21 protein-coding genes and 1 pseudogene are annotated in these 24,375 nt (G+C 42.3%); 2 read left to right on the forward strand and 20 right to left on the reverse strand.

What is annotated here, in order from left to right:
• Positions 1–120: 120 nt before the first annotated feature.
• The 4 genes from sdaAA to ACTHOQ_RS12370 all read right to left on the reverse strand — a co-directional run bounded on the left by sdaAA (position 121) and on the right by ACTHOQ_RS12370 (position 4,152).
• A complete protein-coding gene (gene sdaAA, locus ACTHOQ_RS12355) occupies positions 121–1,041 on the reverse strand; it encodes an L-serine ammonia-lyase, iron-sulfur-dependent, subunit alpha (RefSeq protein ID WP_440496450.1) in 921 nt (306 codons plus the stop codon).
• Positions 1,042–1,054: 13 nt separating this feature from the next.
• Entirely contained in the window at positions 1,055–1,717 is a 663-nt protein-coding gene (gene sdaAB / locus ACTHOQ_RS12360) for an L-serine ammonia-lyase, iron-sulfur-dependent subunit beta (protein ID WP_440496451.1), read from the reverse strand.
• 407 nt (positions 1,718–2,124) lie between these two features.
• On the reverse strand, positions 2,125–3,771 hold the full coding sequence (locus ACTHOQ_RS12365) for a DAK2 domain-containing protein (protein ID WP_440496452.1): 1,647 nt from the start codon (positions 3,769–3,771) through the stop codon (positions 2,125–2,127).
• Positions 3,772–3,789: 18 nt separating this feature from the next.
• Positions 3,790–4,152, reverse strand: coding sequence for an Asp23/Gls24 family envelope stress response protein (locus tag ACTHOQ_RS12370; RefSeq protein ID WP_440496453.1), 363 nt, complete (start codon positions 4,150–4,152; stop codon positions 3,790–3,792).
• Between the two features lie 376 nt (positions 4,153–4,528).
• Here ACTHOQ_RS12370 and rpmB point away from each other — a divergent pair, with 376 nt between their 5' ends.
• Positions 4,529–4,717 (forward strand): 50S ribosomal protein L28, encoded by a 189-nt coding sequence (rpmB, locus tag ACTHOQ_RS12375; protein ID WP_024362078.1) that lies wholly within the window; start codon positions 4,529–4,531, stop codon positions 4,715–4,717.
• A gap of 193 nt (positions 4,718–4,910) precedes the next feature.
• Here the strand turns inward: rpmB and ACTHOQ_RS12380 are convergent, their stop codons facing one another.
• From ACTHOQ_RS12380 to ACTHOQ_RS12445, 14 genes and pseudogenes are all read right to left on the reverse strand, one after another.
• Positions 4,911–5,540 carry a thiamine diphosphokinase gene (locus ACTHOQ_RS12380; protein ID WP_440496454.1) on the reverse strand — a complete coding sequence of 210 codons (630 nt, stop codon included), beginning with the start codon at positions 5,538–5,540 and terminating at the stop codon, positions 4,911–4,913.
• Positions 5,537–6,202: a ribulose-phosphate 3-epimerase gene (rpe, locus tag ACTHOQ_RS12385; protein WP_440496455.1), complete on the reverse strand. Its 666-nt coding sequence runs from the start codon at positions 6,200–6,202 to the stop codon at positions 5,537–5,539. Before rpe ends, ACTHOQ_RS12380 begins: the two co-directional genes overlap by 4 nt.
• A gap of 2 nt (positions 6,203–6,204) precedes the next feature.
• Positions 6,205–7,086: a ribosome small subunit-dependent GTPase A gene (gene rsgA, locus ACTHOQ_RS12390; RefSeq protein ID WP_440496456.1), complete on the reverse strand. Its 882-nt coding sequence runs from the start codon at positions 7,084–7,086 to the stop codon at positions 6,205–6,207.
• An 11-nt stretch (positions 7,087–7,097) separates the two neighbouring features.
• Positions 7,098–9,080: a Stk1 family PASTA domain-containing Ser/Thr kinase gene (gene pknB / locus ACTHOQ_RS12395; protein ID WP_440496457.1), complete on the reverse strand. Its 1,983-nt coding sequence runs from the start codon at positions 9,078–9,080 to the stop codon at positions 7,098–7,100.
• A 2-nt stretch (positions 9,081–9,082) separates the two neighbouring features.
• On the reverse strand, positions 9,083–9,829 hold the full coding sequence (locus ACTHOQ_RS12400; RefSeq protein ID WP_440496458.1) for a Stp1/IreP family PP2C-type Ser/Thr phosphatase: 747 nt from the start codon (positions 9,827–9,829) through the stop codon (positions 9,083–9,085).
• Between the two features lie 10 nt (positions 9,830–9,839).
• Positions 9,840–10,988 carry a dual-specificity RNA methyltransferase RlmN gene (gene rlmN, locus ACTHOQ_RS12405; protein ID WP_440496459.1) on the reverse strand — a complete coding sequence of 383 codons (1,149 nt, stop codon included), beginning with the start codon at positions 10,986–10,988 and terminating at the stop codon, positions 9,840–9,842.
• Positions 10,989–10,991: 3 nt separating this feature from the next.
• Positions 10,992–12,353, reverse strand: a complete 1,362-nt coding sequence (gene rsmB / locus ACTHOQ_RS12410; protein ID WP_440496460.1) for a 16S rRNA (cytosine(967)-C(5))-methyltransferase RsmB — start codon at positions 12,351–12,353, stop codon at positions 10,992–10,994.
• Entirely contained in the window at positions 12,350–13,291 is a 942-nt protein-coding gene (fmt, locus tag ACTHOQ_RS12415; protein ID WP_440496461.1) for a methionyl-tRNA formyltransferase, read from the reverse strand. The genes rsmB and fmt overlap by 4 nt, the downstream gene beginning before the upstream one ends.
• Positions 13,292–13,294: 3 nt before the next feature.
• The gene (gene def / locus ACTHOQ_RS12420; protein WP_440496462.1) at positions 13,295–13,786 is read right to left on the reverse strand and encodes a peptide deformylase; all 492 of its coding nucleotides are present in this window, start codon (positions 13,784–13,786) and stop codon (positions 13,295–13,297) included.
• A gap of 24 nt (positions 13,787–13,810) precedes the next feature.
• Positions 13,811–16,219: a primosomal protein N' gene (priA, locus tag ACTHOQ_RS12425; protein ID WP_440496463.1), complete on the reverse strand. Its 2,409-nt coding sequence runs from the start codon at positions 16,217–16,219 to the stop codon at positions 13,811–13,813.
• A gap of 26 nt (positions 16,220–16,245) precedes the next feature.
• Positions 16,246–16,779: pseudogene (coaBC, locus tag ACTHOQ_RS12430) on the reverse strand (bifunctional phosphopantothenoylcysteine decarboxylase/phosphopantothenate--cysteine ligase CoaBC); the annotation flags it as partial.
• An 87-nt stretch (positions 16,780–16,866) separates the two neighbouring features.
• Complete coding sequence (rpoZ, locus tag ACTHOQ_RS12435) at positions 16,867–17,091, reverse strand: DNA-directed RNA polymerase subunit omega (RefSeq protein ID WP_440496464.1); 225 nt, start codon at positions 17,089–17,091, stop codon at positions 16,867–16,869.
• A 4-nt stretch (positions 17,092–17,095) separates the two neighbouring features.
• On the reverse strand, positions 17,096–17,713 hold the full coding sequence (gene gmk / locus ACTHOQ_RS12440) for a guanylate kinase (protein WP_440496465.1): 618 nt from the start codon (positions 17,711–17,713) through the stop codon (positions 17,096–17,098).
• A gap of 16 nt (positions 17,714–17,729) precedes the next feature.
• Complete coding sequence (locus ACTHOQ_RS12445; RefSeq protein WP_440496466.1) at positions 17,730–18,605, reverse strand: YicC/YloC family endoribonuclease; 876 nt, start codon at positions 18,603–18,605, stop codon at positions 17,730–17,732.
• 313 nt (positions 18,606–18,918) lie between these two features.
• Between ACTHOQ_RS12445 and ACTHOQ_RS12450 the strand changes: the two genes are divergently transcribed.
• Positions 18,919–20,601: an Rqc2 family fibronectin-binding protein gene (locus tag ACTHOQ_RS12450; RefSeq protein WP_440496467.1), complete on the forward strand. Its 1,683-nt coding sequence runs from the start codon at positions 18,919–18,921 to the stop codon at positions 20,599–20,601.
• A 119-nt stretch (positions 20,602–20,720) separates the two neighbouring features.
• On the opposite strand, the gene scpC is transcribed toward ACTHOQ_RS12450, so the two are convergent.
• Complete coding sequence (scpC, locus tag ACTHOQ_RS12455) at positions 20,721–22,223, reverse strand: succinyl-CoA:acetate CoA-transferase ScpC (protein ID WP_440496468.1); 1,503 nt, start codon at positions 22,221–22,223, stop codon at positions 20,721–20,723.
• Between the two features lie 306 nt (positions 22,224–22,529).
• Positions 22,530–24,374: an oligopeptide ABC transporter substrate-binding protein gene (locus ACTHOQ_RS12460; RefSeq protein ID WP_440496469.1), complete on the reverse strand. Its 1,845-nt coding sequence runs from the start codon at positions 24,372–24,374 to the stop codon at positions 22,530–22,532.
• Between the last annotated feature and the right edge of the window lies 1 nt (position 24,375).

A 24,375-nucleotide genomic window follows, 5' to 3' on the forward strand; every position in this document is an offset into this window, starting at 1 on the left:
TGTCGACACTTCCTTTATAAAATAGTTGTACTTTTAGCATAGCACAAAATGGGTGCATATGTTCCCACACAAACAAAGAAAGAATGAGCTCAGTGAAAACCTGCGCCCATTCTTTTACCGTTAATTGCTATTTACACGCGATTTTAAAATGCTCTTTAAATCGCCGCCCTCAAAAATAGCATGCGTAATCGCTTTGCCAGTCGGCGTTGCAGCCAAGCCGCCACGAGCCGTTTCTTTTAAGTTCGGGCTCATTGCCTGACCGATGCGATACATCGCCCCGATTACTTCATCACATGGGATACGGCTTGTCACGCCTGCTAATGCCATATCCGCCGCGACTAATGAATTGGATGCACCCATTGCATTACGTTTAACACATGGCACTTCCACTAAGCCTGCTACCGGATCACATACTAAACCGAGCATGTTTTTAAGCGTAATCGCAAACGCTTCTGAACTTTGCTGCGCTGTTCCGCCAGCCATTTCCACAATCGCAGCCGCAGCCATGGCAGATGCACTGCCGACTTCCGCCTGACAGCCGCCTTCTGCCCCTGAAATCGAAGCATTGTTTGCCACGATAAAACCGAAAGCTCCCGATGTGAATAAATAGCGGATCATTTGTTCACGTGTCGGATTCAATTTATTTTTCACTGCAAATAATGTACCTGGAACTACCCCCGCCGAACCTGCAGTCGGTGTCGCACAAATTGTACCCATTGCCGCATTCACTTCATTTGTTGCAACAGCTTTGCTGACAGCATCAAGTAAAAGGTCTCCGGCTAATGTATTGCCTTTTTTAATATAATTTTGAATCAGTACAGCATCGCCGCCCGTTAAACCTGTTACAGACTGTACACCATTTAAACCGCGCTCAACCGCTTCTTCCATTATCGTTAAGTTGCGGTCCATCTGCTTAAAAATTTCTTCACGCGAGCGACCGGTAATTAACATTTCCTGCTCAATCATTAACTCGGAAATAAGTTTCCCTTCCGTCTCTGCCAATTCTACTAATTCTCGGACACTACGAAATAATACATCCATATTTTTCACCCCTTTAGTTATTGATTTTTGAAACTTTCGTAATATGCGGGATGTAAGAAATTTGTTCCAATAGACGTTGATCTATGTTTTGATCGACTTCAATAACCATTAAAGCGGTTAGACCACGTTCAATACGTGATACTTCCATATGACCAATATTCACGTCATGCATCGCCAAACAATTTGCTACATTGGCAATACAGCCAGCACGGTCATCATGCACGACTAAAATAGCCGGCATCCCGCCTGTAAGCCGCAGCTTAAAGCCATTCACTTCACTGATTTCGATTTTACCGCCGCCGATTGAAATTCCTTCAACGCTCATTTCCGCTTCGTCATCACCCATTAAAAGGCGCGCGGTGTTCGGATGCTCTTTATTAGCTGTTTCCGGAATAAATTCAAATTGCAAACCCGCTTTTTCCGCTTCTGCAAAAGCTGTTTTAATGCGTTCATCGTCTGTATCATAGTCCAGCAATCCGCCGACAATCGCAACATCCGTCCCATGACCGCGATACGTTTCGGCAAATGAACCATATAAATAAATTTTCACCCATTTTGGCTGGCGTCCAAACAAATCACGTGCGACACGGCCAATACGTGCTGCGCCTGCTGTATGCGAAGAGGACGGACCAATCATAACAGGACCAATAATATCAAAAACGGATGTAAATTTCATAATGGAACCCCTCTCTATTCTTTCATACTTTCATTTACTTCTAGTGTACTCATTTTTTCTGTAATTAACAAATTTCTTGTTGTAAAAGCAGAATTGCGCCCATATTACATATAGTTGCACAATCAATTATTTAGGAATGGAAATGATTTTTTCATGCATAACCTGAAGAAATGCCTTAATTTACTTCCAAAATGAGCTTCATACTTAAAATAGCAGGAAAATTTCCGCCTGTTTATTTTATTTTATTTTATTTTATCTCAACACATAATTAAATCCAAAATTGCTGAACGCCGTAGTAAAGAGGCTTTTCAGTGCTCCCGAGCAATAATAGTAAAAGCAGAAAAACATCAATTTTTCCCCACAGTGAAAAATTGATGTTTTCGTTTTATCCCGGCTGCTTTTACTATTTATTCTACAGATAAAATAAACGGATAAAGAGATTGCTTCCCTTCGACGATCTCAACTTCTGCATCTGGATAGTTTTCTTCGATGAAGCTTTGCAGTTCATCTGCCTGCCCTGCCGAAGCATCTTCGCCATAAATGATAGTAATGATTTCCGAATCCTCATCCATCAATCCTTCCAGCACTTTTTTCGCTGCATCCATCATTTCGGGTGTCGATAAAATAATTTTGCCTTCAGTCAATGCCATATAATCATCTTTGCGGATTTCAACGCCATCAATAGACGTATCACGCACTGCAAATGTCACTTGACCTGTCTTCACATGTGCGAAGCCTTCTGTCATATTGTTTTTATTATTTTCCACTGTTTCTTCAGGATTAAATGCCAAAATGGCCGCCATTCCTTGAGGTATCGTTTTCGTCGGCACAACAGCTGCTTCAATTTCCAAAAGTTCCGCCGCCTGCTCTGCCGCCATAATGATATTTTTGTTATTCGGTAAAATCAATACACGCTCAGCACCAATTTCCTGAACCGCTTTTACGATATCCTCTGTTGAAGGGTTCATCGTTTGACCGCCTTCAATTACATATGAAGCACCAATCGAACGCAGCAAATTCGCTACGCCTTCACCCATCGCAATCGTGACAATCGCATATGGCACTTTTGTTTTTTGCTGCTTGGCAGGCGCTTTTGGTGCATCATTGACGATTGCGGAATGCTGCTCACGCATATTATCCACCTTGATCTTAATTAAGCTGCCGTATTTTTGCCCTGCTGCCAGTACAGCACCTGGAGTTTCCGAGTGAATATGTACTTTCGCAATTTCATCATCCGAAATTACCAATAATGAGTCACCCATCGGATTTAACTCTTGACGGAATTGTTCTTCACTGAAAGGCTCTTTATCGGCCTCGAAGCGCACCATAATTTCTGTACAATAGCCGAATTCGATATCTGAAGTGTCCATGAAGTCTTGTACACGGTGATGTTCCGCATTAATTAAATCATCCAATGACGATTCGTTTTTCGCCGGCAATGGTTCTCCTTTCATAGAGGCAAGGAAACCTTCATAAACGAACAGCAATCCTTGGCCGCCACTATCGACAACACCAACTTCTTTTAATACCGGCAGAAGATCCGGTGTGCGGTTCAATGATTGCTTTGCTTCCTCGATAAACGCTTCCATCACGACAATCATATTATCTTCTGTTTCAGCTGCTTCCACACCTTTTGCAGCCGCTTCACGCGCTACCGTTAAAATTGTACCTTCCACTGGTTTCATAACGGCTTTATATGCAGTGTCCACACCTGCTTGGAATGCATTCGCCAACATGCGTGCATCGATTGTTTCATCTTTTTCAATCGCTTTTCCGAAACCTCGGAACAACTGAGACAAAATGACGCCTGAATTCCCGCGTGCTCCCATAAGCAGGCCTTTTGACAAAGCTTGTGCAGTTTTGCCAATATGCCCGCTTTTATTTGCTTCTGTTTCATCTGCACCAGATGTCATTGATAAATTCATATTTGTCCCTGTATCTCCATCCGGCACAGGGAATACATTTAGTGAATCTACATATGCTGCATTTTGGTATAGGTGATGTGCACCCATTTGTACCATTTCAGCAAATTTAATTCCGTCTAAAGACTTCATTCGATTCATTTCCTCCTCTTACACATTCGAAACACGAACGCCTTGAACAAAAATGTTAACTGATTTAACGCTCATACCTAATGTTTTATTTACTGTATATTTTACTTTTGATTGTACTTGATAGGCGATTTCGGAAATTTTCGTGCCATAGCTTACAATAATGTACATATCAATATGTAAGTCATCTTCCTCTTGACGAATAAGAATACCTTTTGCAAAATTTTCTTTTCGTAAAATATCTGTTAATCCGTCGCGAATTTGATGTTTCGATGCCATGCCTACAATTCCGTAACATTCGATCGCTGCTCCACCAGCAATTTGAGCAATCACATCATTGGAAATATCAATATGGCCGAATTCGTTATTTAATTCAACTGACATAGTATATGCCCCCTTGGCTCTATTTGACTAATTTATATTGTACTACACAAAAGTCGATTATAAAAGAAAACGTTCATCTGCGTCTAGCTCGAAGTCATTTTTCCGCCAAACTTCGACTGCAGTTTCCTTGGTTTTTTCATTACTTTGCTCTATCCTGTAATATTCGATTCCTTTTCTCTATCAAATTTAAGAATATTGTCGCCTTGTCATATACCTTTTTAATCTAAAATTTTCAATTAAGGTGTAAAGGTTTTTTTCTTGAAAGGTTATGCAAAATGTCTTGCACTCACTTCACAGGTATGTTAAATTATTATGGTATGTGAAATAACGAACTGAAATAAAGATTTCAGATTCAGCTGTAAGGAGGAATTTTACAATGCCAAAACAATGTGTAATTACTGGCCGTAAAGCTCGTACAGGCAACAACCGTTCACACGCTATGAACGCTAACAAACGTACTTGGGGTGCTAACCTTCAAAAGGTTCGCATTTTAGTAAACGGTAAGCCAAAACGTGTATGGGTTTCTGCTCGTGCTTTAAAATCAGGTAAAATCGAGCGCGTTTAATCGCGTACAGAGCACCAGCATTTGCTGGTGCTCTTTTTTTATAGAAAAAACTACAGTCCACATTTAAAGTGAGCTGTAGTCGGGTGCATTATTTTTCTTTCTTTTCTCTACGAAACAACTTTACACAGCCTCTCGCCATTCCACTTAACCATTTCGGCATTTGAAATGTATAAACTTTCAACGTTGTTCCTCCTTAATCTTTACTCTTTATCATTAAACATATGCCGCCTGTAAATGAAATAGAAGCCCTGCTTATTATTTCATTGCTTGTAAAACGCGATGTGCCTTGTTCGATGACTTCATCTGTCGTCTCGTACTTAACACCGCGCAATGTCACATTGTGGAGCGACTCGCCATATGAAAAAAAGGAGATGTACGAATAACCGTCCCTTTCCAGCTGATGTTTGCCGGGCAATAAAAATTGAATGGCGTTACAAGGATTAATAATTTTAAAAATGATATCCGGATACTGTTTCTGCAGCAAAAAGACAGATCGCAATGTAGCTTCATAATGATCTAGACGTCCACCAGTAACACCAGTCAAAACGATTTCCGCCGGTTCGTATGTCAACGCTTTTCGCAATGCCAAATCAGTATCTGTTTCATCCTTTTCCACTTGAAATTGCTCAATATGGTCCACAGCTTCGGAAATCCGCGCAAATTCCTCTTCCGTGACCGAATCAAAGTCGCCTACAATACTATGCGGTCGAATGCCTTCGTCGATTAAATATAATGCGCCTCGGTCCACTCCGATCCAGATGTCAGGCATTAAAGAAAAGGCGACCTCTTGAACGGGGCCGCCTGAGCAGATTGCTACAATCACTGAATTGCCGCTAATCCTGCTTGTTTAATTTCCTGTAAAGCCTTTGCGCGATCTTCTTTACTATAAATAGCGGAGCCTGCAACGAATATTGTCGCCCCCGCTTTGGCACATGGCACGATTGTTTCTGCGTTGATTCCTCCATCAATTTCGATGTCGATAGTCAGGCCGCGTTCTTTAATGATTTTCGATAATGCTTCTACTTTCGGCACGACGGATTCGATAAACTTTTGCCCGCCAAAACCTGGATTTACCGTCATAAACAGCACCATATCCACATCTTCCAAAACATGCTGGATAGATTCTATCGGCGTATGGGGATTTAACACGACACCCGGCTTCACGCCATATGAACGGATTAATTGGATCGTGCGGTGCAAATGACGGCACGCTTCCACATGCACTGTAATATAATCTGCGCCCGCCTTAGCAAATTGCTCAATATACTGGTCCGGATTCTCGATCATTAAATGTACGTCCATCGGCAATGCAGAATGTGGACGAATCGCCTCCAATGCAATCGCGCCGAATGAAATATTCGGCACAAAATGGCCATCCATTACATCTATATGAATCAATTCCGCTCCTGCTGCTTCTACTTCCTTCACTTCTTCGCCTAGCTTTGCAAAGTCTGCTGCTAAAATCGATGGTGCAATTTTAATCATGTTTAGTACCTCGGCTTTCGGTCGATAATTTCTTGTAAAAATTGTTCATAATGCTCATAGCGGTACGGGCGAATCTCGCCAGTCTCCACGGATTGCTTCACCGCGCATTTCGGCTCTTTCATATGCAGGCATCCTCGGAACTTGCAATTCTTGCTGATGCGCTCAAACTCTGGCAAACAAGCTGTTAGTTCCTCTTTTTCAATCGTATCGAAATCGAACGAACTAAAGCCAGGTGTATCAGCCAATAGTCCACCGCAAACTTCAATAAGCTCCACATGTCGTGTCGTATGCTTGCCGCGCCCTAAGCTTTTAGAAATGATGCCTGTTTTTAAATCCAGTTCAGGCAGTAATGTGTTTAATAATGTTGATTTGCCGACACCTGACTGGCCGGCGAGCACCGATGTTTTCCCTTTTAAAAGCGGCTGGATTTTATCGATCAATGTTGGGTCATCGATATATGTTTCGATAATGCCGTAACCGATTTTTTCATAGTCGTCGATATATGTTTGCAAATGTGCCCGTTCTGCTTCATTCAACAAATCCATCTTCGTTAAAATAATAATCGGTTGGACATGGAAAGATTCCAGCACGACTAAAAACCGGTCGAGCAAAACCGTATTGAAATCAGGTTCCTTAGCGGAAAATACGAGCAATGCCTGGTCAATATTCGCAATCGGCGGCCGAACTAATTCATTTTGGCGCTCCAAAATTTTATCGATTGAACCATCCGATTCCCCATCATAGGAATATTCCACAAAATCGCCGACAAGCGGAGATTCCCCGCGATTACGGAAAATCCCCCGTGCCCGGCACTGAATTAATTCGCCGTCTTTTTCAACATAATAATAACCGCTTAATGCTTTTCGAATTTGGGCTTGCGCCATCCAATTCCTCCTTATTCCGGTAATTCTTCGTACGTTATCGTCTTACTTTCGATTACGCTGTTATCACGGACAACTTGATATGCTGCTTTATCGCCTTCAACAATGACCAAATCAATTGAGTAAAGGGTATTTTCTGTAATCGCAAACGTTTTAAACTGCTCTGCCATCGTGCGTGTTTTATCCTGAATATAAATTGATACTGTCTGCTCCATGCCTTCTTCAAAAGGCTCGTAAGGGATTTCAATTGTAGTTGTATAAGGCTTTTCTTTTTTCGCTGCAGGGCCTTTTGAAATGACGACATTGATCGTGCCGCCTTTCTCAAGCTTCGTGCCTGCCTTCGGTGTTTGTCGAATCACCTCTCCTGCCGGTTGATCTGAATGCTCTTCACCCGTCACCTTCACTTTAAAGTTCGAGCTCTTTTCGTATTCCTTGCGATTCGCTTCATTGAAGGCAGTTAAATCCCGGACATCCAATTCTTCTTTTCCTTTACTAACTTTCAATACAACATCCGTCTCGCTGAAGATCACTTCCTCACCCGCTTTTGGAGATTGTTCGTATATTTCCCCAACAGCATGTTCAGATGAATATTCTTCTACAAATTCGTGGTCATTAAAATCCTTTAAAAAGGGCATGACCTGATCGCGCTGGCTGCCGACAAAGTCCGTCATAGGCTTTGGTGCTTTCCCTATGCTGACAATTAAATCAATCGTTGAGCCCTTTTCTCTTTCCCGATTCGCCGCTGGATTTGTTTCAATAACTTTCCCTGCCTCGACTTCCTCATTGTTGCGCTCTTCTTTTTCTCCGATAACGAAGCCTTGCTGTTCCAATATACGAATAGCTTCTTCCACTGTCATATTCGTAACATCTTCCACGACGACTTTATTCGGCGTCATCATAAATGCAGCAGCGATAACGACAATCGCCAAAACAGCCAAAACGCCAACGATAATCGGCCATTTTTTCTTTTTATTTATGTTTTTCTTTTCCTTTTGCTGTTGCTGTGGCGGTTCCTGCTGTATCTTTGGTTTTGTTTCCATGCGTACCGTTTGTTCCGTCACACCTGTGGATGGCTGCTGGATTTGGGCTGTTGCCGGCTTTGGGTCTTTAATAATCGGGATGAGCTTTGTTGCGTCATCATCCAATGGCGGCATGAATTTCGGCTCGTTCATCCGTTGAATCGACAAGCATGTATCTAAATCCTCTTCCATTTCCTCAGCGCTGTTATAGCGGTGATTCGTATCTTTTGCCGTTGCTTTTAATACGATGTTTTCCACACTTTGAGGAATGCTCGCGTCAAATTCGCGCACAGACGGCGTTTCCGCCTGCAGATGCTTTAATGCTATCGATACAGCGGATTCCCCCGAAAAAGGCAGCTCTCCTGTCAACAGCTCATACAGCACAATACCAAGAGCATAAATATCGGATCTCATCGTCGCAATACCGCCGCGCGCCTGCTCCGGCGATAAATAATGGACTGTCCCGATGACCGAGTTTGTTTGTGTGAAGCTCGTCGCACCAAGCGATGTCGCAATGCCAAAATCCGTTATTTTTACATTGCCTTCTTCATCCATTAATATATTTTGCGGCTTTATATCACGATGGATAATGCCGTTTTCATGTGCATGGGCAATCGCGGATGTGAGCTGCTTCATTATATGAATGCTACGGGCCGCGGATAAAGGCGAAAACTCTTGTATGTATTGTTTTAATGTTTTCCCTTTAATGTACTCCATAACAATATAGTGCATATCCCCATCTTCGCCAACATCATAAATGCTCACGATATTCGGATTTGTCAAGCTTGTTGCAGACAATGCTTCACGCTGGAAACGACGGTGCAATTCTTCTTCATTCGATAGATCATAACGCAAAATTTTGATTGCGACATCGCGGCCTAAAATAATGTCATGCGCTAAATACACATTTGACATGCCGCCTCCGCCAATTAGCCGTAAAATTTTATAGCGGCCACTTATATGTTTTCCTACTAGCATTGCTACACCTCCTGCACCGTTGTCATTAAAATAAGGGATATATTATCTTCGCCCCCGCGATCATTTGCCAATTGAACTAATTTTTTGCCCTTTTCCTGAATCGGCACGGGGTTTGTTATAATGGTCGCCATTTCTTTTGTAGACAGTTTATTGCTTAATCCATCTGAACAAATGAGCAAGTAAGCTTCATTTGATAATGTTATTTCATAAAAATCAGGCTCGATTGAAATTTCCGTTCCGAGCGCTTTTAAAATAAAATTCCGCTGAGGATGATTTTGTGCCTCTTCCTCACTAATCTCCCCATTTTCCAATAAAATATTTACATAGGAATGGTCTCTCGTTACTAACTCTACTGCTTCGTTTGTAAAATGATATACACGACTATCACCGACATGGCTAATAATGCAGTAATTTTCGTCAAATAGCACAGCAATCATCGTCGTACCCATGCCTTGGCAATTTTCATGAGCTAAAGAATAGTTATATATTTTTTGATTAATATGTGAAACTGCATTGCGTAGCCATTCCAGCTTTAATTGCTTTGTTGCAAAATTTTCCGCATCCACTTGTTTAAATAGTTTGTGCATTTCAGTAATGGCCATTTCACTCGCAACATCGCCTGCATTATGTCCACCCATTCCATCTGCTAAAATGGCAAGCTTAAAATGATCGGGGCGTTCAAAAAACGCGGCCCGATCTTCATTTATTGTTCGCTTTAATCCAATATCACTTTCCACTGTAAAGTTCACTATAGTCCACCTACTTTGTTTCTTGTGATCGTTCTTGTGCGCGTAACTGCCCGCAAGCTGCTGCAATATCTGCACCTTGCTCACGACGGATTGTTACGTTGATGCCTTGCTCCTTTAACGTTCTCTCAAAAGCAAAAATTTTGCTGCGAGATGTACGAATATAATCCCGTTCCGGTACATAGTTGATTGGAATCAAGTTGACATGGCATTTAATATTTTTAATTAGCTTAGCGAGCTCCAATGCAACTTCCTCTGTATCATTTTCACCTGACATTAACCCATATTCAAATGTAACACGACGCCCTGTTTTTTTCGTATAGTATTTTACCGCTTCCATCAATTCTTCCAATTTATAGGCTTTTGCAATCGGCATAAGCTTTTGGCGCGCTTCTTGGTTTGGCGCATGTAAGGATACCGCGAAATTGATTTGCATGCCTTCATCCGCGAACTGGTAAATCTTCGGCACGATGCCCGAAGTCGAAACCGTAATATGACGCGCACCGATATTCAGTCCTTTATCGTCATTCATGATCTTCAGGAAGTTCATCATCGCATCATAGTTATCAAACGGTTCGCCAATCCCCATAATGACGATACTTGATACACGCTCATCCGTTTCATCCAATTGCTGCTGTACTTTCACGACCTGCTCGACGATTTCACCGGCCATTAGGTGACGTTTCAGCCCCCCTAATGTGGATGCACAGAACGTACAACCGATACGGCAGCCTACTTGGGTTGTAACGCAAATCGAGTTACCATATTCATGGCGCATTAATACGGTTTCGATTGAGTAGCCATCCTGTAATTGGAATAAAAATTTGATCGTGCCGTCTTTCGATTCCTGCTTAATAATTGTTGAAAGTGTCGTTAATGCAAACTCTGCTTCCAGCTTTTCGCGCAAAGCTTTTGGCAAGTTCGACATTTCTTCAAATGTTTGTACACGTTTTTCATACAGCCACTCATAAATTTGACCTGCACGGAATGCCTTTTCCCCATTCGCTGTCAGCCATTCCTTCATTTCATCTAGACGCAATGAATAGATGGAAGGTTTTAGCTGGGCCTTTTCTTTTTTTGCGCGGCGTACTGGTTTGTCTGTTGTTTCTTCCACTAAATCCTGAATTCGTTCATCAATTTTCTTTAATTGTTCTTGCTCCATTAGTTAATTGGACGCTCCTTTTTTTACGAATGCAGCAACGAAAAACCCGTCACTGCCTATATCTTGAGGGAATACTTGCAGCATCCCGTCCTGCTCTTTCGCTTCTAGTTGTGTTGGTAAATTTTCGATTGGCACTAATGTCATTTCAGGGTGCTCCCTTAAAAAGGCTTGTACCGTACCTTCATTTTCGCGACGGTCTACTGTGCATGTTGAGTACACTAATCGTCCGTTTTGCTTTAATAGTTGCACCGCATTATTTAAAATCGAGAGCTGAATTGTTTGCAGGCTCTCTAAATCTTCTTCTCGTTTCGTATATTTAATATCCGGCTTGCGTCGCATTACACCCAATCCTGAGCATGGCGCGTCGACCAAAATCGCATCATAGCTTTCTTTTGGTAAAAAGTCTGCTGCCTTTCTTCCGTCAAGGGGGGCTGTTTCAATAATATTCAATCCCAGACGCGCCACATTTTCATCGATTAAATCCAGTTTTTTCGGATGCAGATCTGTCGCTAAAATCGAGCCTTCGTTTTTCATGACTTCTGCCAAATGTGTCGTTTTTCCGCCTGGTGCTGCACACATATCCAGAACTTTCATACCCGGCTTTGGGTTCAGCACTTTTGCCGGCAGCATGGAGCTCTCATCCTGGATCGTAATAAGCCCATTGCGGAACGCTCCCGTACGTGCGGCCTGACCACTTTCAAGATGCAGACATTCAGGAATATATTCACTGCGGCGCGCTTTCACACCTTCGCGCTCAAGTGTTGTCAATACTTGTTCAACAGTCGCTTTCGTCGTGTTGACACGCACTGTCTGCAGTGGTGCAATATTATTTTCAAGAAGCATTTCACGTGTCTTTTCATAGCCGTAGCTTTCAACCCAGCGATCGACAAGCCACTGCGGATGGCTCGTTTCGATTGCCAGACGCTCATTTGCATCTTCTATTAAATCTGTTGATCGAACACCTTCGCGTAAAATGGAACGTAAAATACCGTTTACCATCGAGGCAATTCCTTTATGTCCGCGACGCTTCGCAATTTCCACTGCTTCATTTACCGCGGCATGCGCAGGAATCCGTGTTAAATACTGCATTTGATAAAGCGACATACGTAAGAGCCAGCGCACCCAAATATCCACTTTACCGCGTATAAACGGCTCCAGGTAATAATCAAGCGTCAGTTTATGCTGCAACGTTCCATATGTCAGCTCTGTCAATAGCCCACGGTCCTTAGCATCGATTTTATATTTTTCAATCGTTTGGTGTAATAGTAAATTACTGTATGCCTGGCTTTTATCGACCGTCAATAAAATCGTCAATGTTGCATCCCGAACATTACCGTCCCAAATCACTTGCTTCTTCTTACTCATTCAAAACGGTCCCCAATCTGTAATTTCGAGCCCGTGCCCCGCAGAAACTCTTCTGCTGTCATACGTTTTTTCCCGGCTGGTTGCACATCGTATAAAGCGAGTGTCGAACCATCGCCTGTTGCAACTTCAAAATGATCTTTTGCGATTTTCACGACTTCCCCCGGTGCAGCATTCGTTGCAGATCCGCCGACTTTCGCCCACCATATTTTAAAATTTGCGCCTTCAAAAGTTGTATAGGCAACCGGCCATGGATGAAGACCGCGCACTTGATTATATAATGCACGCGCCTCTTCGTTCCAATCAATCAATTCCTGCTCGCGGCTAATATTGCCTGCATATGTGACAAGCGCTTCATCTTGCACGATACGCTCGTTTGTCCCTGCAATGATCGATGGCATCGTCTCTTTTAATAATTCCCGCCCGACAACACTTAATTTATCAAACATAGTTCCTGTATTGTCCGTATCTTCAATGGCAATTTCGCGTTGCGATATAATATCCCCTGCATCAAGTTTTTCCGCCATATACATAATCGTCACACCTGTTTTCGCTTGGCCGTCGATAATCGCCTGATGGATCGGTGCGCCGCCGCGATATGCGGGCAAAAGCGATGCATGTACATTAATGCAACCTAACCGCGGGGATTCCAGCAATTGTTTCGGTAAGATTTGACCGAAAGCCGCTGTTACGACCAAGTCCGGTGCTAATGCCAAAATTTGTTCAAGCTCCTGCGAACCGCGCAGCTTTTCCGGTTGAATCACTTGCAGACCCAATGCTATCGCTTCTTCTTTTACAGGCGGCGGTGTCAACACCTTTTTGCGCCCAACAGGACGGTCAGGCTGTGTAACAACCGCTAAAATTTCATAGCCTTCCTCGTGGAGCATACGTAAAATCGGCGCTGAAAAGGCAGGTGTTCCCATAAATACGATTTTTGTCATTGATTATTCCTCCTCAACGTCCGCGTATAGCTCTTCTAATTCTTCTTCCGTCAATACACGGGTCATTTTTGAATCGAATAATACCCCATCCAAATGATCGATTTCATGAAGAATGCAACGCGCTTCAAAATCTTCCGCTTCAAGCTCGTAAATACGCCCTTCACGATCGGATGCTTCGATTTTCACATAAGTCGGACGCTTTACTAGCCCAAAAAGGTCAGGGAAGCTTAAGCATCCTTCCACATCCTCTGCTTCACCGCGTGTTTCAAGCACGAGCGGATTAATCATTTCCAATATATCTTCGCCCAATTCAACGATTGCTACACGCAGGCCTACATTAATTTGCGGCGCCGCAATTCCTACTCCATCATTTTCCACCATTGTGTCATATAAATCATCTAAAAGCTGAATTGTACTTTCATCGATTATTTCCACTTCTTTTGTTTTTTGCGATAAAATATTCGCCGGATTTTTCACTACTTCTTTAATTGCCATGTTAACTACCTCTTTCTATATGCATTAGATCATTGTTGGATCTAAATCAACCGTCAGCACAATGCCTTTTTTAATCCATTCCGACCGGTACAGTTTAATAAGCTGTAAAAGCACGGAAATCAAATTAGGCTCTACTTTATATTTTATCAAACATTGATAGCGATATCTATTTTGGAGACGGGCGATGCTGGCGGTCGTTGGTCCGATTACCGAAACATTAAATGATAAATTTGAGCGCAAATATTCCGCGACACGTCCCGCATATTCCGCAGCGAGCATCACATCTTCATGCGATACTTGAACAAGCGCAATATAATAATACGGCGGATAGCCTGCCATATGCCTCGTATGCATTTCCCGCTCATAAAACGGTGTATACAGCTGCTCTTTCGATAACTGAATCGCATAATGCTCCGGCGTATATGTCTGAATATATACTTCTCCCAACTTCTCATGTCTTCCTGCACGCCCGCTTACTTGTGTCATAAGCTGGAATGTTTTCTCCGTTGCCCGATAATCCGGTAAATGCAATGAAGTATCCGCACTCAATACGCCGACTAGCGTAATATTCGGGAAGTCAAGCCCTTTTGCGATCATTTGCGTGCCGAGCAATATATCGGCTTCTCCCCGACCGAACGCATCAAGCATTTTTTCATGCGCCCCTTTTTGCTTCGTCGTATCGACATCCATTCGAAGGACGCGCGCCTCTGGGAACAATTTATAAATTTCCTCTTCCACCTTTTGGGTACCTGTCCCGAAATAGCGGATATTCTCGCTCTGACATTCAGGACATATCTCCGGAATATATTCATCATGGCCGCAATAATGACATTTCAGCTTTTCTTGGTAACGGTGATATGTCAATGAAATATCGCAGTTTGGACATTGTACCGTCGTTCCGCAATCACGGCACAGCACAAATGACGAATAGCCTCGGCGGTTTAAAAAGAGCACCGTTTGCTCTTTTTTATCGAGCCGATCCCGCAGCGCCTCCATCAGCGGATCGGAAAACATCGAACGATTCCCTGATTGCAGCTGTTCACGCATATCCACAATATGAACGACCGGCAATGCTTGATTTTTCGCGCGATTTTCCAAAGTCAATAATGTATATACCCCTTTTTTCGCACGTGCAAAAGATTCCAATGCGGGTGTCGCACTGCCTAAAATCACTGGGCAATTGTAATATTCCCCGCGCCAAATCGCTACATCACGCGCATGATAGCGTGGAGAATCTTCTTGTTTATATGTCGACTCATGCTCTTCATCCAAAATGAACAGCCCTAAATTTTTGAACGGAGCAAAAACAGCCGAGCGTGCACCAACGACAACCTTCACTTTCCCTTGCTGCACTTTCCGCCATTCATCATATTTTTCACCGACAGATAATCCGCTATGCATGACTGCTACTTCATCGCCAAAACGTGATTTAAAGCGCTCTGTCATTTGTGGTGTCAATGAAATTTCAGGCACTAATACAATTGCTTCTTTTCCATCTGCAATTGTGCGTTGAATCGCCTGCAAATACACTTCTGTTTTTCCGCTGCCTGTAATCCCGTGAAGCAAAAAAGTTTCCTGGCGCTTGTCATCCATCGATGCAGTAATTTTCGCAAGTGCTTGCTCCTGCTCGTCTGTCAATTGCAAAAAGTCCGTTTGCACAACATCTTTCGTAAACGGATCGCGATATACTTCCTCTTGAATATACGTTGCCGCTCCTTTATGAATGACTGTATTTAATACACTATTTGTAATTTGGACAGCCTCGCATATATCATCAGGCAAAAATACTTCTTCGGCATGTTGCATCATCCATTCGATTAATGCAAACTGCTTCGGTGCCCGTTTTCCCATTTCCTGCTGAACTTTTTCCAATTGCTCGCGCGAATGAATTTGCACTTTGCGTATTTGCTTGACATGGCCTTTTTGTTTTACTTCATTTTCTATAATTATAAGTCTATCTTTTATTGCCCGTTTCAGCGGCTTGAATAAATCCGCCTTCTCAAATTGCGCCAAATTCACTTTTGCCGTCGTTTCAAAATACGGCTTTATTTGTTCTGGTAATTGTGCCGCATCGTTCAGCAGGACCGCATACTTTTCATATTTTGCGCGCAATGCACTCGGGAGCATCACTTGCAGGGCGTCAATTTCATAGCATATCGTTCGATGCTTTAGCCATTTTGCCAAGTGTAGCATTTCTTCCGTCAATACCGATTCCAGATCCAGGATTTCCGCTACCGCCTTCAACTTTTCTACAGGAACATCCGATTGCGATGAAATACCTGTGACAAAACCGAGAACATTGCGCGGACCGAATGGCACTTTGACACGACAGCCTAGATCAATTAGTTCCTCCCAATCTTCTGGTATTAAATAATCAAATGGACGGTCGACCGGATATGCTGAAACATCGACGATCACTTGTGCAAATTTCATTGTCCATCGCTTCCCATTTGCTCATGAAAATACCTTTCGACGAGTGCCGTAATCTTTTCCGGCTCTTCCAGACGACCTTTCCCTACATAGCCGCATGCCAAAAATCCTTCAGACGGTTCGATAAAACGAATGCCGTCTTTGTGAAGCTGTGCAATATTGCGAAGAACAGCAGGGTGCTCATACATATGAACATTCATAGCCGGCGCCACCCATACTGGTGCGGTTGTTGCAAGCAAAGTTGTCGTTGCCATATCATCGCCCATTCCATGAGCCATTTTGGCAATGATATTCGCAGTCGCCGGCGCCACGATAACTAAATCAGCCCAATCCGCTAAATCAATATGGGCAATGACTTCCGAATCTTTTTCATCGAATGTATCGTAAAACACATCGTTTTTTGACATTACTTGAAAGCTTAAAGGTGTGACGAATTTTTGTGCGGAAGCTGTCATAATTACTTTTACATTAAAGCCTGCCTGCGATAATCTGCTCACTAATGCTACAGCTTTATACACCGCAATCCCACCTGAAACACATAGCAATATATTGTTTTTTTTCATGATTTCAACCGCCTTTCAAAGGATAAGCCCCCAAAGAAAGATTCTAAGGGAGCTTCTACTCAAGTGCTATTCGATTACACTAAAAAACTAAATTTCGTCTTCATAAACAGTTGAAGCATCTTGCTGAACTTTACGCAACTTGCCGGCAGCCACTTCTTCCAATGCTTTTCCTACCGGCTTGTAAGAAACGTATGAACCTAAATGTTCGCCGCCCTCCTCCTGCATTTGGCGCGCACGTTTTGATGCCAGGCTCACTAAAGAATACTTAGAATCGATTTGCTTTTTTAAATTATCCACTGATGGGTATAACATGGTTTCATTCTCCTCTCAACATTGACAAATATCGTTTTTCTACACGTTCTCTACGACAATGCTCGGCTACAATAATTGCATTAATTTTATCACATGCAGTTTGAACTTGGTCGTTTTCCACAACATAATCGTAAAGGCTCATCATTTCCACCTCTTCACGAGCTGTAGCAATGCGGCGGGCGATTACATCTTCCGTTTCCGTACCGCGTCCGACTAAACGCTGCTCAAGTTCCGTAATGCTTGGTGGTGCTAAAAAGATAAACAACGCATCTGGTGCTTTTTCACGAATTTGAGCTGCTCCTTGTACTTCAATTTCCAGGAAGACATCGCGTCCGGCTTCGAGCGTTTCCTGTACATATGCAAGAGGTGTTCCATAGTAATTGCCGACAAACTCCGCATGTTCAAGCAACCCTCCTTGCTCGATTAACGCTTCGAATTCCCCGCGTGTTCTAAAGAAATAGTCTACACCATCTACTTCTCCTTCGCGAGGATTACGTGTCGTCATCGAAATCGAATATTCGTAATTTGTATCAGGCTGTGAAAAGAGCTCTTTACGCACTGTCCCTTTTCCGACACCTGATGGACCAGATAAAACAATTAATAATCCACGTTGTTTCTTCATAAGTAACTCCTTTATTTTACTCTATATTTTGAACTTGTTCCCGCATTTTTTCCAAAACTGTTTTCGCTTGCACAACTGCTGCTGAACAATGGGTCGACTGACTTTTCGAACCAATTGTATTTATTTCACGGTTCATTTCCTGCATGATGAAGTCAAGCTTGCGTCCAATGGCGACAGTTTCGTTTAATGTTTCGGCCAACTGATCAAAGTGGCTTTCCAACCGATCAAGTTCCTCCGTAATATCGATTCGCTCAGCAAATATGGCAACTTCTGTAAGTAAACGATCATCCAAGGCTTGACCACTCGCCACTTCTTCCAAACGGCTCATTAAACGCTCACGATATTTTCCGACAGCAAGTGGTGCATCACGGCGAATTTGCGCAATTTGTGTCTCAAGCTCTGCTTTATACTGCAGCATTACCTGCTCCAAGCCTTGTCCCTCTCGCTCGCGCATTGCAACCAAGTTTGAAATTGCTTCTGCCAATGCACTTTTAACGGCTTCAATTATCTCTTCTTGCATAAATTCCACTTTTTCGACTTGCAGCACTTGCTCTAAGCTTACAATTTCCTGCATTGTCCACTTTTCTTCCATTGAAACCTTTTGCGACAATTCCTCTTTCGCCTGAAGCAAAGCATTGAGCAGCGACCAATTAATTTGAATCGTTTGCTGTGTATCCTGCAATTCTTTAAGAAAAATGATAACATCTATTTTCCCACGAGAAACAGCATCCGACAACATTTTTTTTGCAACTACTTCAGATTCCATCCATTCTTTCGGAAACTTCGTATTGATTTCTAAAAAACGATGATTCACAGCACGAATTTCAACCGTGAGTTGAAAGTTTTTCGTTGTTGTGACCCCCCTGCCGAATCCGGTCATACTGCGTACCAAGGTTCGTCACATCCTTCTTTGCATATTGTATCAATTATAGCATATGTTTTATCGATTTTGCGTTATCGTCTATTATCCAAATATATATTTTATCACAGATCGGATGCAATAAAATATTTTTTAATTATCAATATTTACTTAAGAGGAGGACGTTAAATTTAAAACGTTGATTAGAATGGAAGTCAGCTCCCCATCCAGAGACGGCAAATTCGTTTCCTTTATATAATAAGAATTTACGATAACTACAGGTTCGAACGAAAAAATGGTATGATGAAATAAGCAAAGAGACTTATTTAATGAAAGAGGCATAAAGATGGCATTTGACGGACTATTTACTCGTTCAATGAGCAAAGAATTACAAGGCTTAACATCTGGACGAATTACAAAAATTTATCAGCCGAATGCACTTGAAGTCGTATTACAGATCCGTGCATCCGGCCGAAACGCAAAATTATTATTTTCTATACACCCTTCCTATTCCCGTGTTCATATAACAGAACAATCAATCGAAAATCCTGCAGATCCACCGATGTTTTGCATGCTTTTACGGAAACATATTGAAGGCGGCTTTATTTCGTCGATCGCCCAGGACGCCTTTGAACGCGTCATCACATTTGAAATTGATAGCAAAAATGAAATCGGTGATGCGGTAAAGCGAAAGCTCATCATTGAAGTCATGGGGAGACATAGTAATTTACTATTAATCGATGCAGAAAACGATAAAATCATCGATAGTTTAAAACATTTGCCACCTTCGATGAACAGCTATCGCACGGTATTGCCCGGCCAGCAATATATAGCCCCGCCAAAGCAGCAAAAAGTGGCGCTCACAAGCTTATCCGATGAAGAAATCAAACAATTTTTCTCAAAACAAGCTTCATCAAAGGAAATTGTTGAACAGTTTGCCGGATTCTCCCCGCTGCATGCAAACGAATTATTGCATCGCATCTCTACAACAGATGTTGTTACCGCATGCAGACAGCTCATGAATGAAATTGTCACGGGCGCACACCCGACATATGTGGAACAGGACGGCAAAAGCTATTTTTCGCCAACAAACTTAACGCATTTATCAGGCGCTGCCGCAAATTATAATACGCTTGGCGAATTGCTGGACCGTGTATTTTTTGCCCGGGCAAAACGCGATCGCGTGAAACAACAGGCCGGTGATTTGGAACGTTGGCTGCAAAATGAATTAAACAAATTAAAGCTTAAACAAAAAAAGCTCAAACAGGATTTTGAACGCGCGCAAAATTTAGAACAGTTCCAGCTTTACGGTGAGCTATTAATGGCTAATCTGTACAACTTTTCAAAAGGCGCGGAATTTGTCGATATTGAAAATTATTATAGCGAAAATGCCGAAACGGTAAGAATACCTATCAGCCCGCGTAAAACGCCAATTGAAAATGCTCAAAGCTATTATATAAAGTACAATAAAGCAAAAACAGCTTTAATCATGATTGAGGAGCAGCAGCAAAAAGCGGCGGACGATATCAATTATTTGGAAATGCTCACACAGCAAGTGCAACAAGCTTCACCTGCCGATATAGAAGAAATTCGCGAAGAACTTGCCGAACAAGGGTTGCTTCGTATCCGCCAAGCAAAACGGAAAAAGAAACCGACGAAACCAGAGCCTGAAAAGTTTGTATCCTCTACAGGCGTCGCAATTTCCGTCGGTAAAAACAATAAGCAAAATGATTATTTGACGTTCAAAATCGGGAAACGCAATGACATTTGGCTTCATACAAAAGATATCCCAGGCTCGCATGTTGTAATTCACGCAGAAGATCCGGATGAGACAACATTGAAGGAAGCAGCAATATTAAGCGCCTACTTTTCGAAAGCGCGCGAATCATCCTCTGTCCCAGTGGATTATACGGAAATTCGCCATGTAAAAAAACCGAATGGCGCAAAACCTGGATTTGTCATTTATTTTGAACAAAAAACACTTTATGTCACACCAGATGAAGCTGTTGTAATGCAATTGAAAAAATAATGATCGCTTTAAGCACTGGTACTTAAACAAAGCTTCTGAATAATTGCTTGTTTCATATATTCTTCATGTACTTCACAACAAAACGGGCGTCCCGATTAGCCGGGACTCCCGTTTTTATATTATTGCTTCATTGTTTTATTTTTCTGGTAATTCACATGCCATGACAAAGCTTTTTCCAAATCATGCGGAGTATGGGCATTCCCTGTTTTTTCGACAGCACCGTTGTAGTAGTCCCATAATGCTTCCTTATAGTCCGGATGTACACAGTTTTCGATAATAGCTTTTACGCGTTCTTTTGGGGCCATGCCTCGTAAATCCGCAATCCCTTGCTCAGTAGCGATAACATCCACATCATGCTCTGTATGATCGTGGTGGGCAACCATTGGAACAATCGATGAAATGTCCCCGCCTTTTGCGTAAGATTTCGTTACGAAAATGCCAAGACGCGAATTTCGTGTAAAATCGCCTGAACCGCCCAAACCGTTCATCATATGTGTACCATTTACATGCGTCGAGTTGACATTTCCATATATATCGACCTCTAATGCTGTATTTATCGCAATAATGCCAAGACGGCGAATCACTTCAGGATGGTTTGAAATTTCCTGCGGCCGCAGCACTAAACGATCTTTATATTGATCTATATTGCCGTATACTCGCTTCCCGCATTCTTCGCTTAATGTAATCGAAGTACCTGAAGCGACCTTCACTTTGTTCGCATCCAACAAGTGGAATACAGCATCTTGCAATACTTCCGAGAATATTTCCAGCTCCTCAAATTCCGAGTTTAAAAAACCATTTAAAACGGCATTTGCTACAGAACCTACACCTGACTGTAAAGGCAATAAGTTTTTCGGTAAACGACCAGCAGTAATCTCGTCACGTAAAAACTTCAGTAAGTGCTGTGCAATTTGCTCAGTTTCCTCATCTGGATCGACAATTAATGATGGTGCATCTTTAATCGTGGAATGGACAATGCCTTTAATTTTATTTACGTCTACCGGAATGCCGGTTGTACCAATGCGATCACTCGCAGAAAGGAGTGGCAGCGGTTCACGCTCACCTTGTGGTCCCGGTAAATATATATCATGAATTCCTTCTAGATTCGGCTGTTCCGGATTTAGTTCGACAATAATTTCCTTTGCCATTTGAACGATAATCGGCGAGTTGCCAATTGAAGTCGTCGGAATAATCATGCCATCCTCAGTAATTGCCGTCGCTTCAATAATCGCAAAATCAATCGGTCCGATAATCCCTTGACGGAACAATTCCGCGTTATGCGATAAATGCATGTCCGTATATAAAACTTTCCCGGAGTTGATCATTTTACGAATCGCCGGGTCTCCTTGATATGGTGCACGTTTGCGGATAATTCCCGCCTCTGCCATTAGCTGATCCACTTCTGGCCCTAATGACGCGCCAGTATAGACGTCAATTTGGAACTTTTCGTTTTTTGCTTTTTCAACTAAAGCTAACGGTACCGTCTTTGCATCCCCTGCACGTGTGAACCCGCTCATACCAACGACCATACCATCTTTAATCCATGAAGCTGCTGTTTCCGCCGATACCACTTTATTTTCCAAAGCGCCATTACGGATTCTTGAATTTAAAGTTGCGTCCATAAAATTTTCCTCCCTTAATATGTCCCTTTTGCGTTTTTTGTCCTGCTTATGTAGAAAAACGAAAACTACATAATGCATTGTCATTTTCCCAGACAATAACAACATTCTACACTTAAACAGAAAATCCCTTCTCAAAAATAGAATATTCTCACACAATTATTATGCTCGGTATAATTTCACACATGCTTTTCCATTTATTAAGCAAAGCTTGATAAAACAATTAATCATATATCAAAATTTCAAAATTTTGTCAAATGCGAAAAAACCGCTCAGAAAATTTTCTAAGCGGTTCCTATATACTAAAGATTATTTAATTGGATCTTCAGCTGTTACTTCAACTTCATGCCAATCAGTTAAATTTGCCCAGCTAGCATTGAAGTGTTTGACACGTTTGTTAACCGGGATGATTTCTGTACGGAAGTATGTTGGAATCGTTGTTGCTTGTTCGAACATATACTCTTCCCATGCACGGAATGCATCAGCACGGTAGCTAGAATCGATCGCTTCTTTAGAGTCGATATCTGCCAATAATGTTTGTAATTCAGGTGTTACGAAACGGCTGTAGTTGAATGCAGAAGCTTCACCATATAAGCCAAGCGGAGATGGGTTTGAACCAGTTCCCCATGCAGCCATGAACATATCGATTTCCGGATCATCAGCTTTTACTTTGTCGTAGAAGCTGTTGAACTCGATTAAGCGGCCTGTCGTTAACTGTACATCCAGCCCAACTTCTTTCCAGTTTTGACGGTAGTACTCAACGATTGCTTCGTCAGTATCCGAACCTGACATACCCGCCATGCGGATTGAGAATTTCTCGCCGTTTTTGTCTTCGCGGATTCCGTCGCCATCAACATCTTTGTATCCCGCTTCATCCAATAATGCTTTCGCTTTTTCCGGATCATAGTTGAATCCTTCCAAAGTGTTGTCATGGAATGTAGAGAACGCTGGCGGGATTAATGATGTTGCACGTGAACGCAACCCTTGGTAGAAGCGCTCTGTTACTTGCTCAACGTCAATTGCATAAGCGATCGCTTGACGCAATTTCGCATCGTTCATTTTCGCGTTTTCATCCGTAATGTTTAAGCCAGTCTTATCTTCCCCAGCTTTTGCATCCCATTTACCAAGCTTGAAGCCTAAATAAGAATATGCCATCTCCGGACGTGCCAACACAGTTAAATTTTGCAGATCTTTTACGCCATCATACTGAGTTGTCGGGTAAGAAGATGCCATATCGTATTGACCTGTACGCAATGCTTCACCGATAGAAGATGAAGGTACAACTTGCAATACGACTTTATCCAGCTTCGGCTTACCTTGCCAGTAGTGTTCGTTTGCCACGAATTGAACAGACTCGCCGTCAACTAATTTGTCTAATTTGAAAGGTCCTAAAGTAACTGGAGCCTTACGAACTTGCGGTGAAGAAATTAAATCTTTGATCGGTGTTGTTTCCAAGTAATGTTTAGGTGCTGCATATCCCCATAAACCGTCACCGCCAGAATAAATCGCCGGAGAAACTTTTGTCATTGAAATTTCTACAGTTTTGTCGTCGATTTTCTTAATGCCAGAGATTGAATCAGCCTTACCTGCTTTATATTCAGCAGCACCGATGATATTTTGGAAGTCGCCATCATAGCGGATGCCCGTGTATTCCGGGTGACCGATAATTTCATAAGAATAAATGATGTCATCGGCAGTTAATGTTGTACCGTCAGACCACTTAACATCATGTTGAATAGTAATTGTTACTTTATTGTTTTCAGCATCAACATCTAACTTTGCGATACCCTCGTCAGTGATTAAGAAGTCACCGTCTGTAGCGAAAATTGAGTTTGTCATGAATTCAAAAATTTCAGAGTCATAAGCATTTTCATATAGCTCAGCTAACAGAACTCCTTGGAATGGAGAGTCTGTTACTAATGCATACTTTAATGTACCGCCAGCGATAGCGTCACCATCATTTGTCACTTCTTCAGGTAATGTAGGTGTTTGTGCAGTAGAATCGCCGTCATTTTTTGTTTCTTCTGTTTTTGTGCCTTCATTATTTTCAGCTGGTTTTTTTTCAGTTGAAGTTTCGTCATCTCCTCCACAAGCTGCCAATACTAAAGCAGTAGCAAATACAGATGAAAGCATTAAACCTTTCTTTTTCTTCATT

This window comes from Solibacillus silvestris, assembly GCF_051967575.1.
GTDB lineage: Bacteria > Bacillota > Bacilli > Bacillales_A > Planococcaceae > Solibacillus > Solibacillus silvestris_B.

Excerpts from the sequence above, each read along its gene's own strand:
- ACTHOQ_RS12460 (WP_440496469.1), bottom strand. The coding sequence starts at position 24,374 with ATGAAGAAAAAGAAAGGTTTAATGCTTTCATCTGTATTTGCTACTGCT.
- fmt (WP_440496461.1), bottom strand. The coding sequence starts at position 13,291 with ATGACAAAAATCGTATTTATGGGAACACCTGCCTTTTCAGCGCCGATT.
- rlmN (WP_440496459.1), bottom strand. The coding sequence starts at position 10,988 with ATGGAGCAAGAACAATTAAAGAAAATTGATGAACGAATTCAGGATTTA.
- sdaAB (WP_440496451.1), bottom strand. The coding sequence starts at position 1,717 with ATGAAATTTACATCCGTTTTTGATATTATTGGTCCTGTTATGATTGGT.
- def (WP_440496462.1), bottom strand. The coding sequence starts at position 13,786 with ATGGCAATTAAAGAAGTAGTGAAAAATCCGGCGAATATTTTATCGCAA.
- rsgA (WP_440496456.1), bottom strand. The coding sequence starts at position 7,086 with ATGGCGCAAGCCCAAATTCGAAAAGCATTAAGCGGTTATTATTATGTT.
- ACTHOQ_RS12450 (WP_440496467.1), top strand. The coding sequence starts at position 18,919 with ATGGCATTTGACGGACTATTTACTCGTTCAATGAGCAAAGAATTACAA.
- rpoZ (WP_440496464.1), bottom strand. The coding sequence starts at position 17,091 with ATGTTATACCCATCAGTGGATAATTTAAAAAAGCAAATCGATTCTAAG.
- scpC (WP_440496468.1), bottom strand. The coding sequence starts at position 22,223 with ATGGACGCAACTTTAAATTCAAGAATCCGTAATGGCGCTTTGGAAAAT.
- priA (WP_440496463.1), bottom strand. The coding sequence starts at position 16,219 with ATGAAATTTGCACAAGTGATCGTCGATGTTTCAGCATATCCGGTCGAC.
- ACTHOQ_RS12370 (WP_440496453.1), bottom strand. The coding sequence starts at position 4,152 with ATGTCAGTTGAATTAAATAACGAATTCGGCCATATTGATATTTCCAAT.
- gmk (WP_440496465.1), bottom strand. The coding sequence starts at position 17,713 with ATGAAGAAACAACGTGGATTATTAATTGTTTTATCTGGTCCATCAGGT.
- pknB (WP_440496457.1), bottom strand. The coding sequence starts at position 9,080 with ATGCTAGTAGGAAAACATATAAGTGGCCGCTATAAAATTTTACGGCTA.
- rsmB (WP_440496460.1), bottom strand. The coding sequence starts at position 12,353 with ATGAGTAAGAAGAAGCAAGTGATTTGGGACGGTAATGTTCGGGATGCA.
- sdaAA (WP_440496450.1), bottom strand. The coding sequence starts at position 1,041 with ATGGATGTATTATTTCGTAGTGTCCGAGAATTAGTAGAATTGGCAGAG.
- ACTHOQ_RS12365 (WP_440496452.1), bottom strand. The coding sequence starts at position 3,771 with ATGAAGTCTTTAGACGGAATTAAATTTGCTGAAATGGTACAAATGGGT.
- rpe (WP_440496455.1), bottom strand. The coding sequence starts at position 6,202 with ATGATTAAAATTGCACCATCGATTTTAGCAGCAGACTTTGCAAAGCTA.
- rpmB (WP_024362078.1), top strand. The coding sequence starts at position 4,529 with ATGCCAAAACAATGTGTAATTACTGGCCGTAAAGCTCGTACAGGCAAC.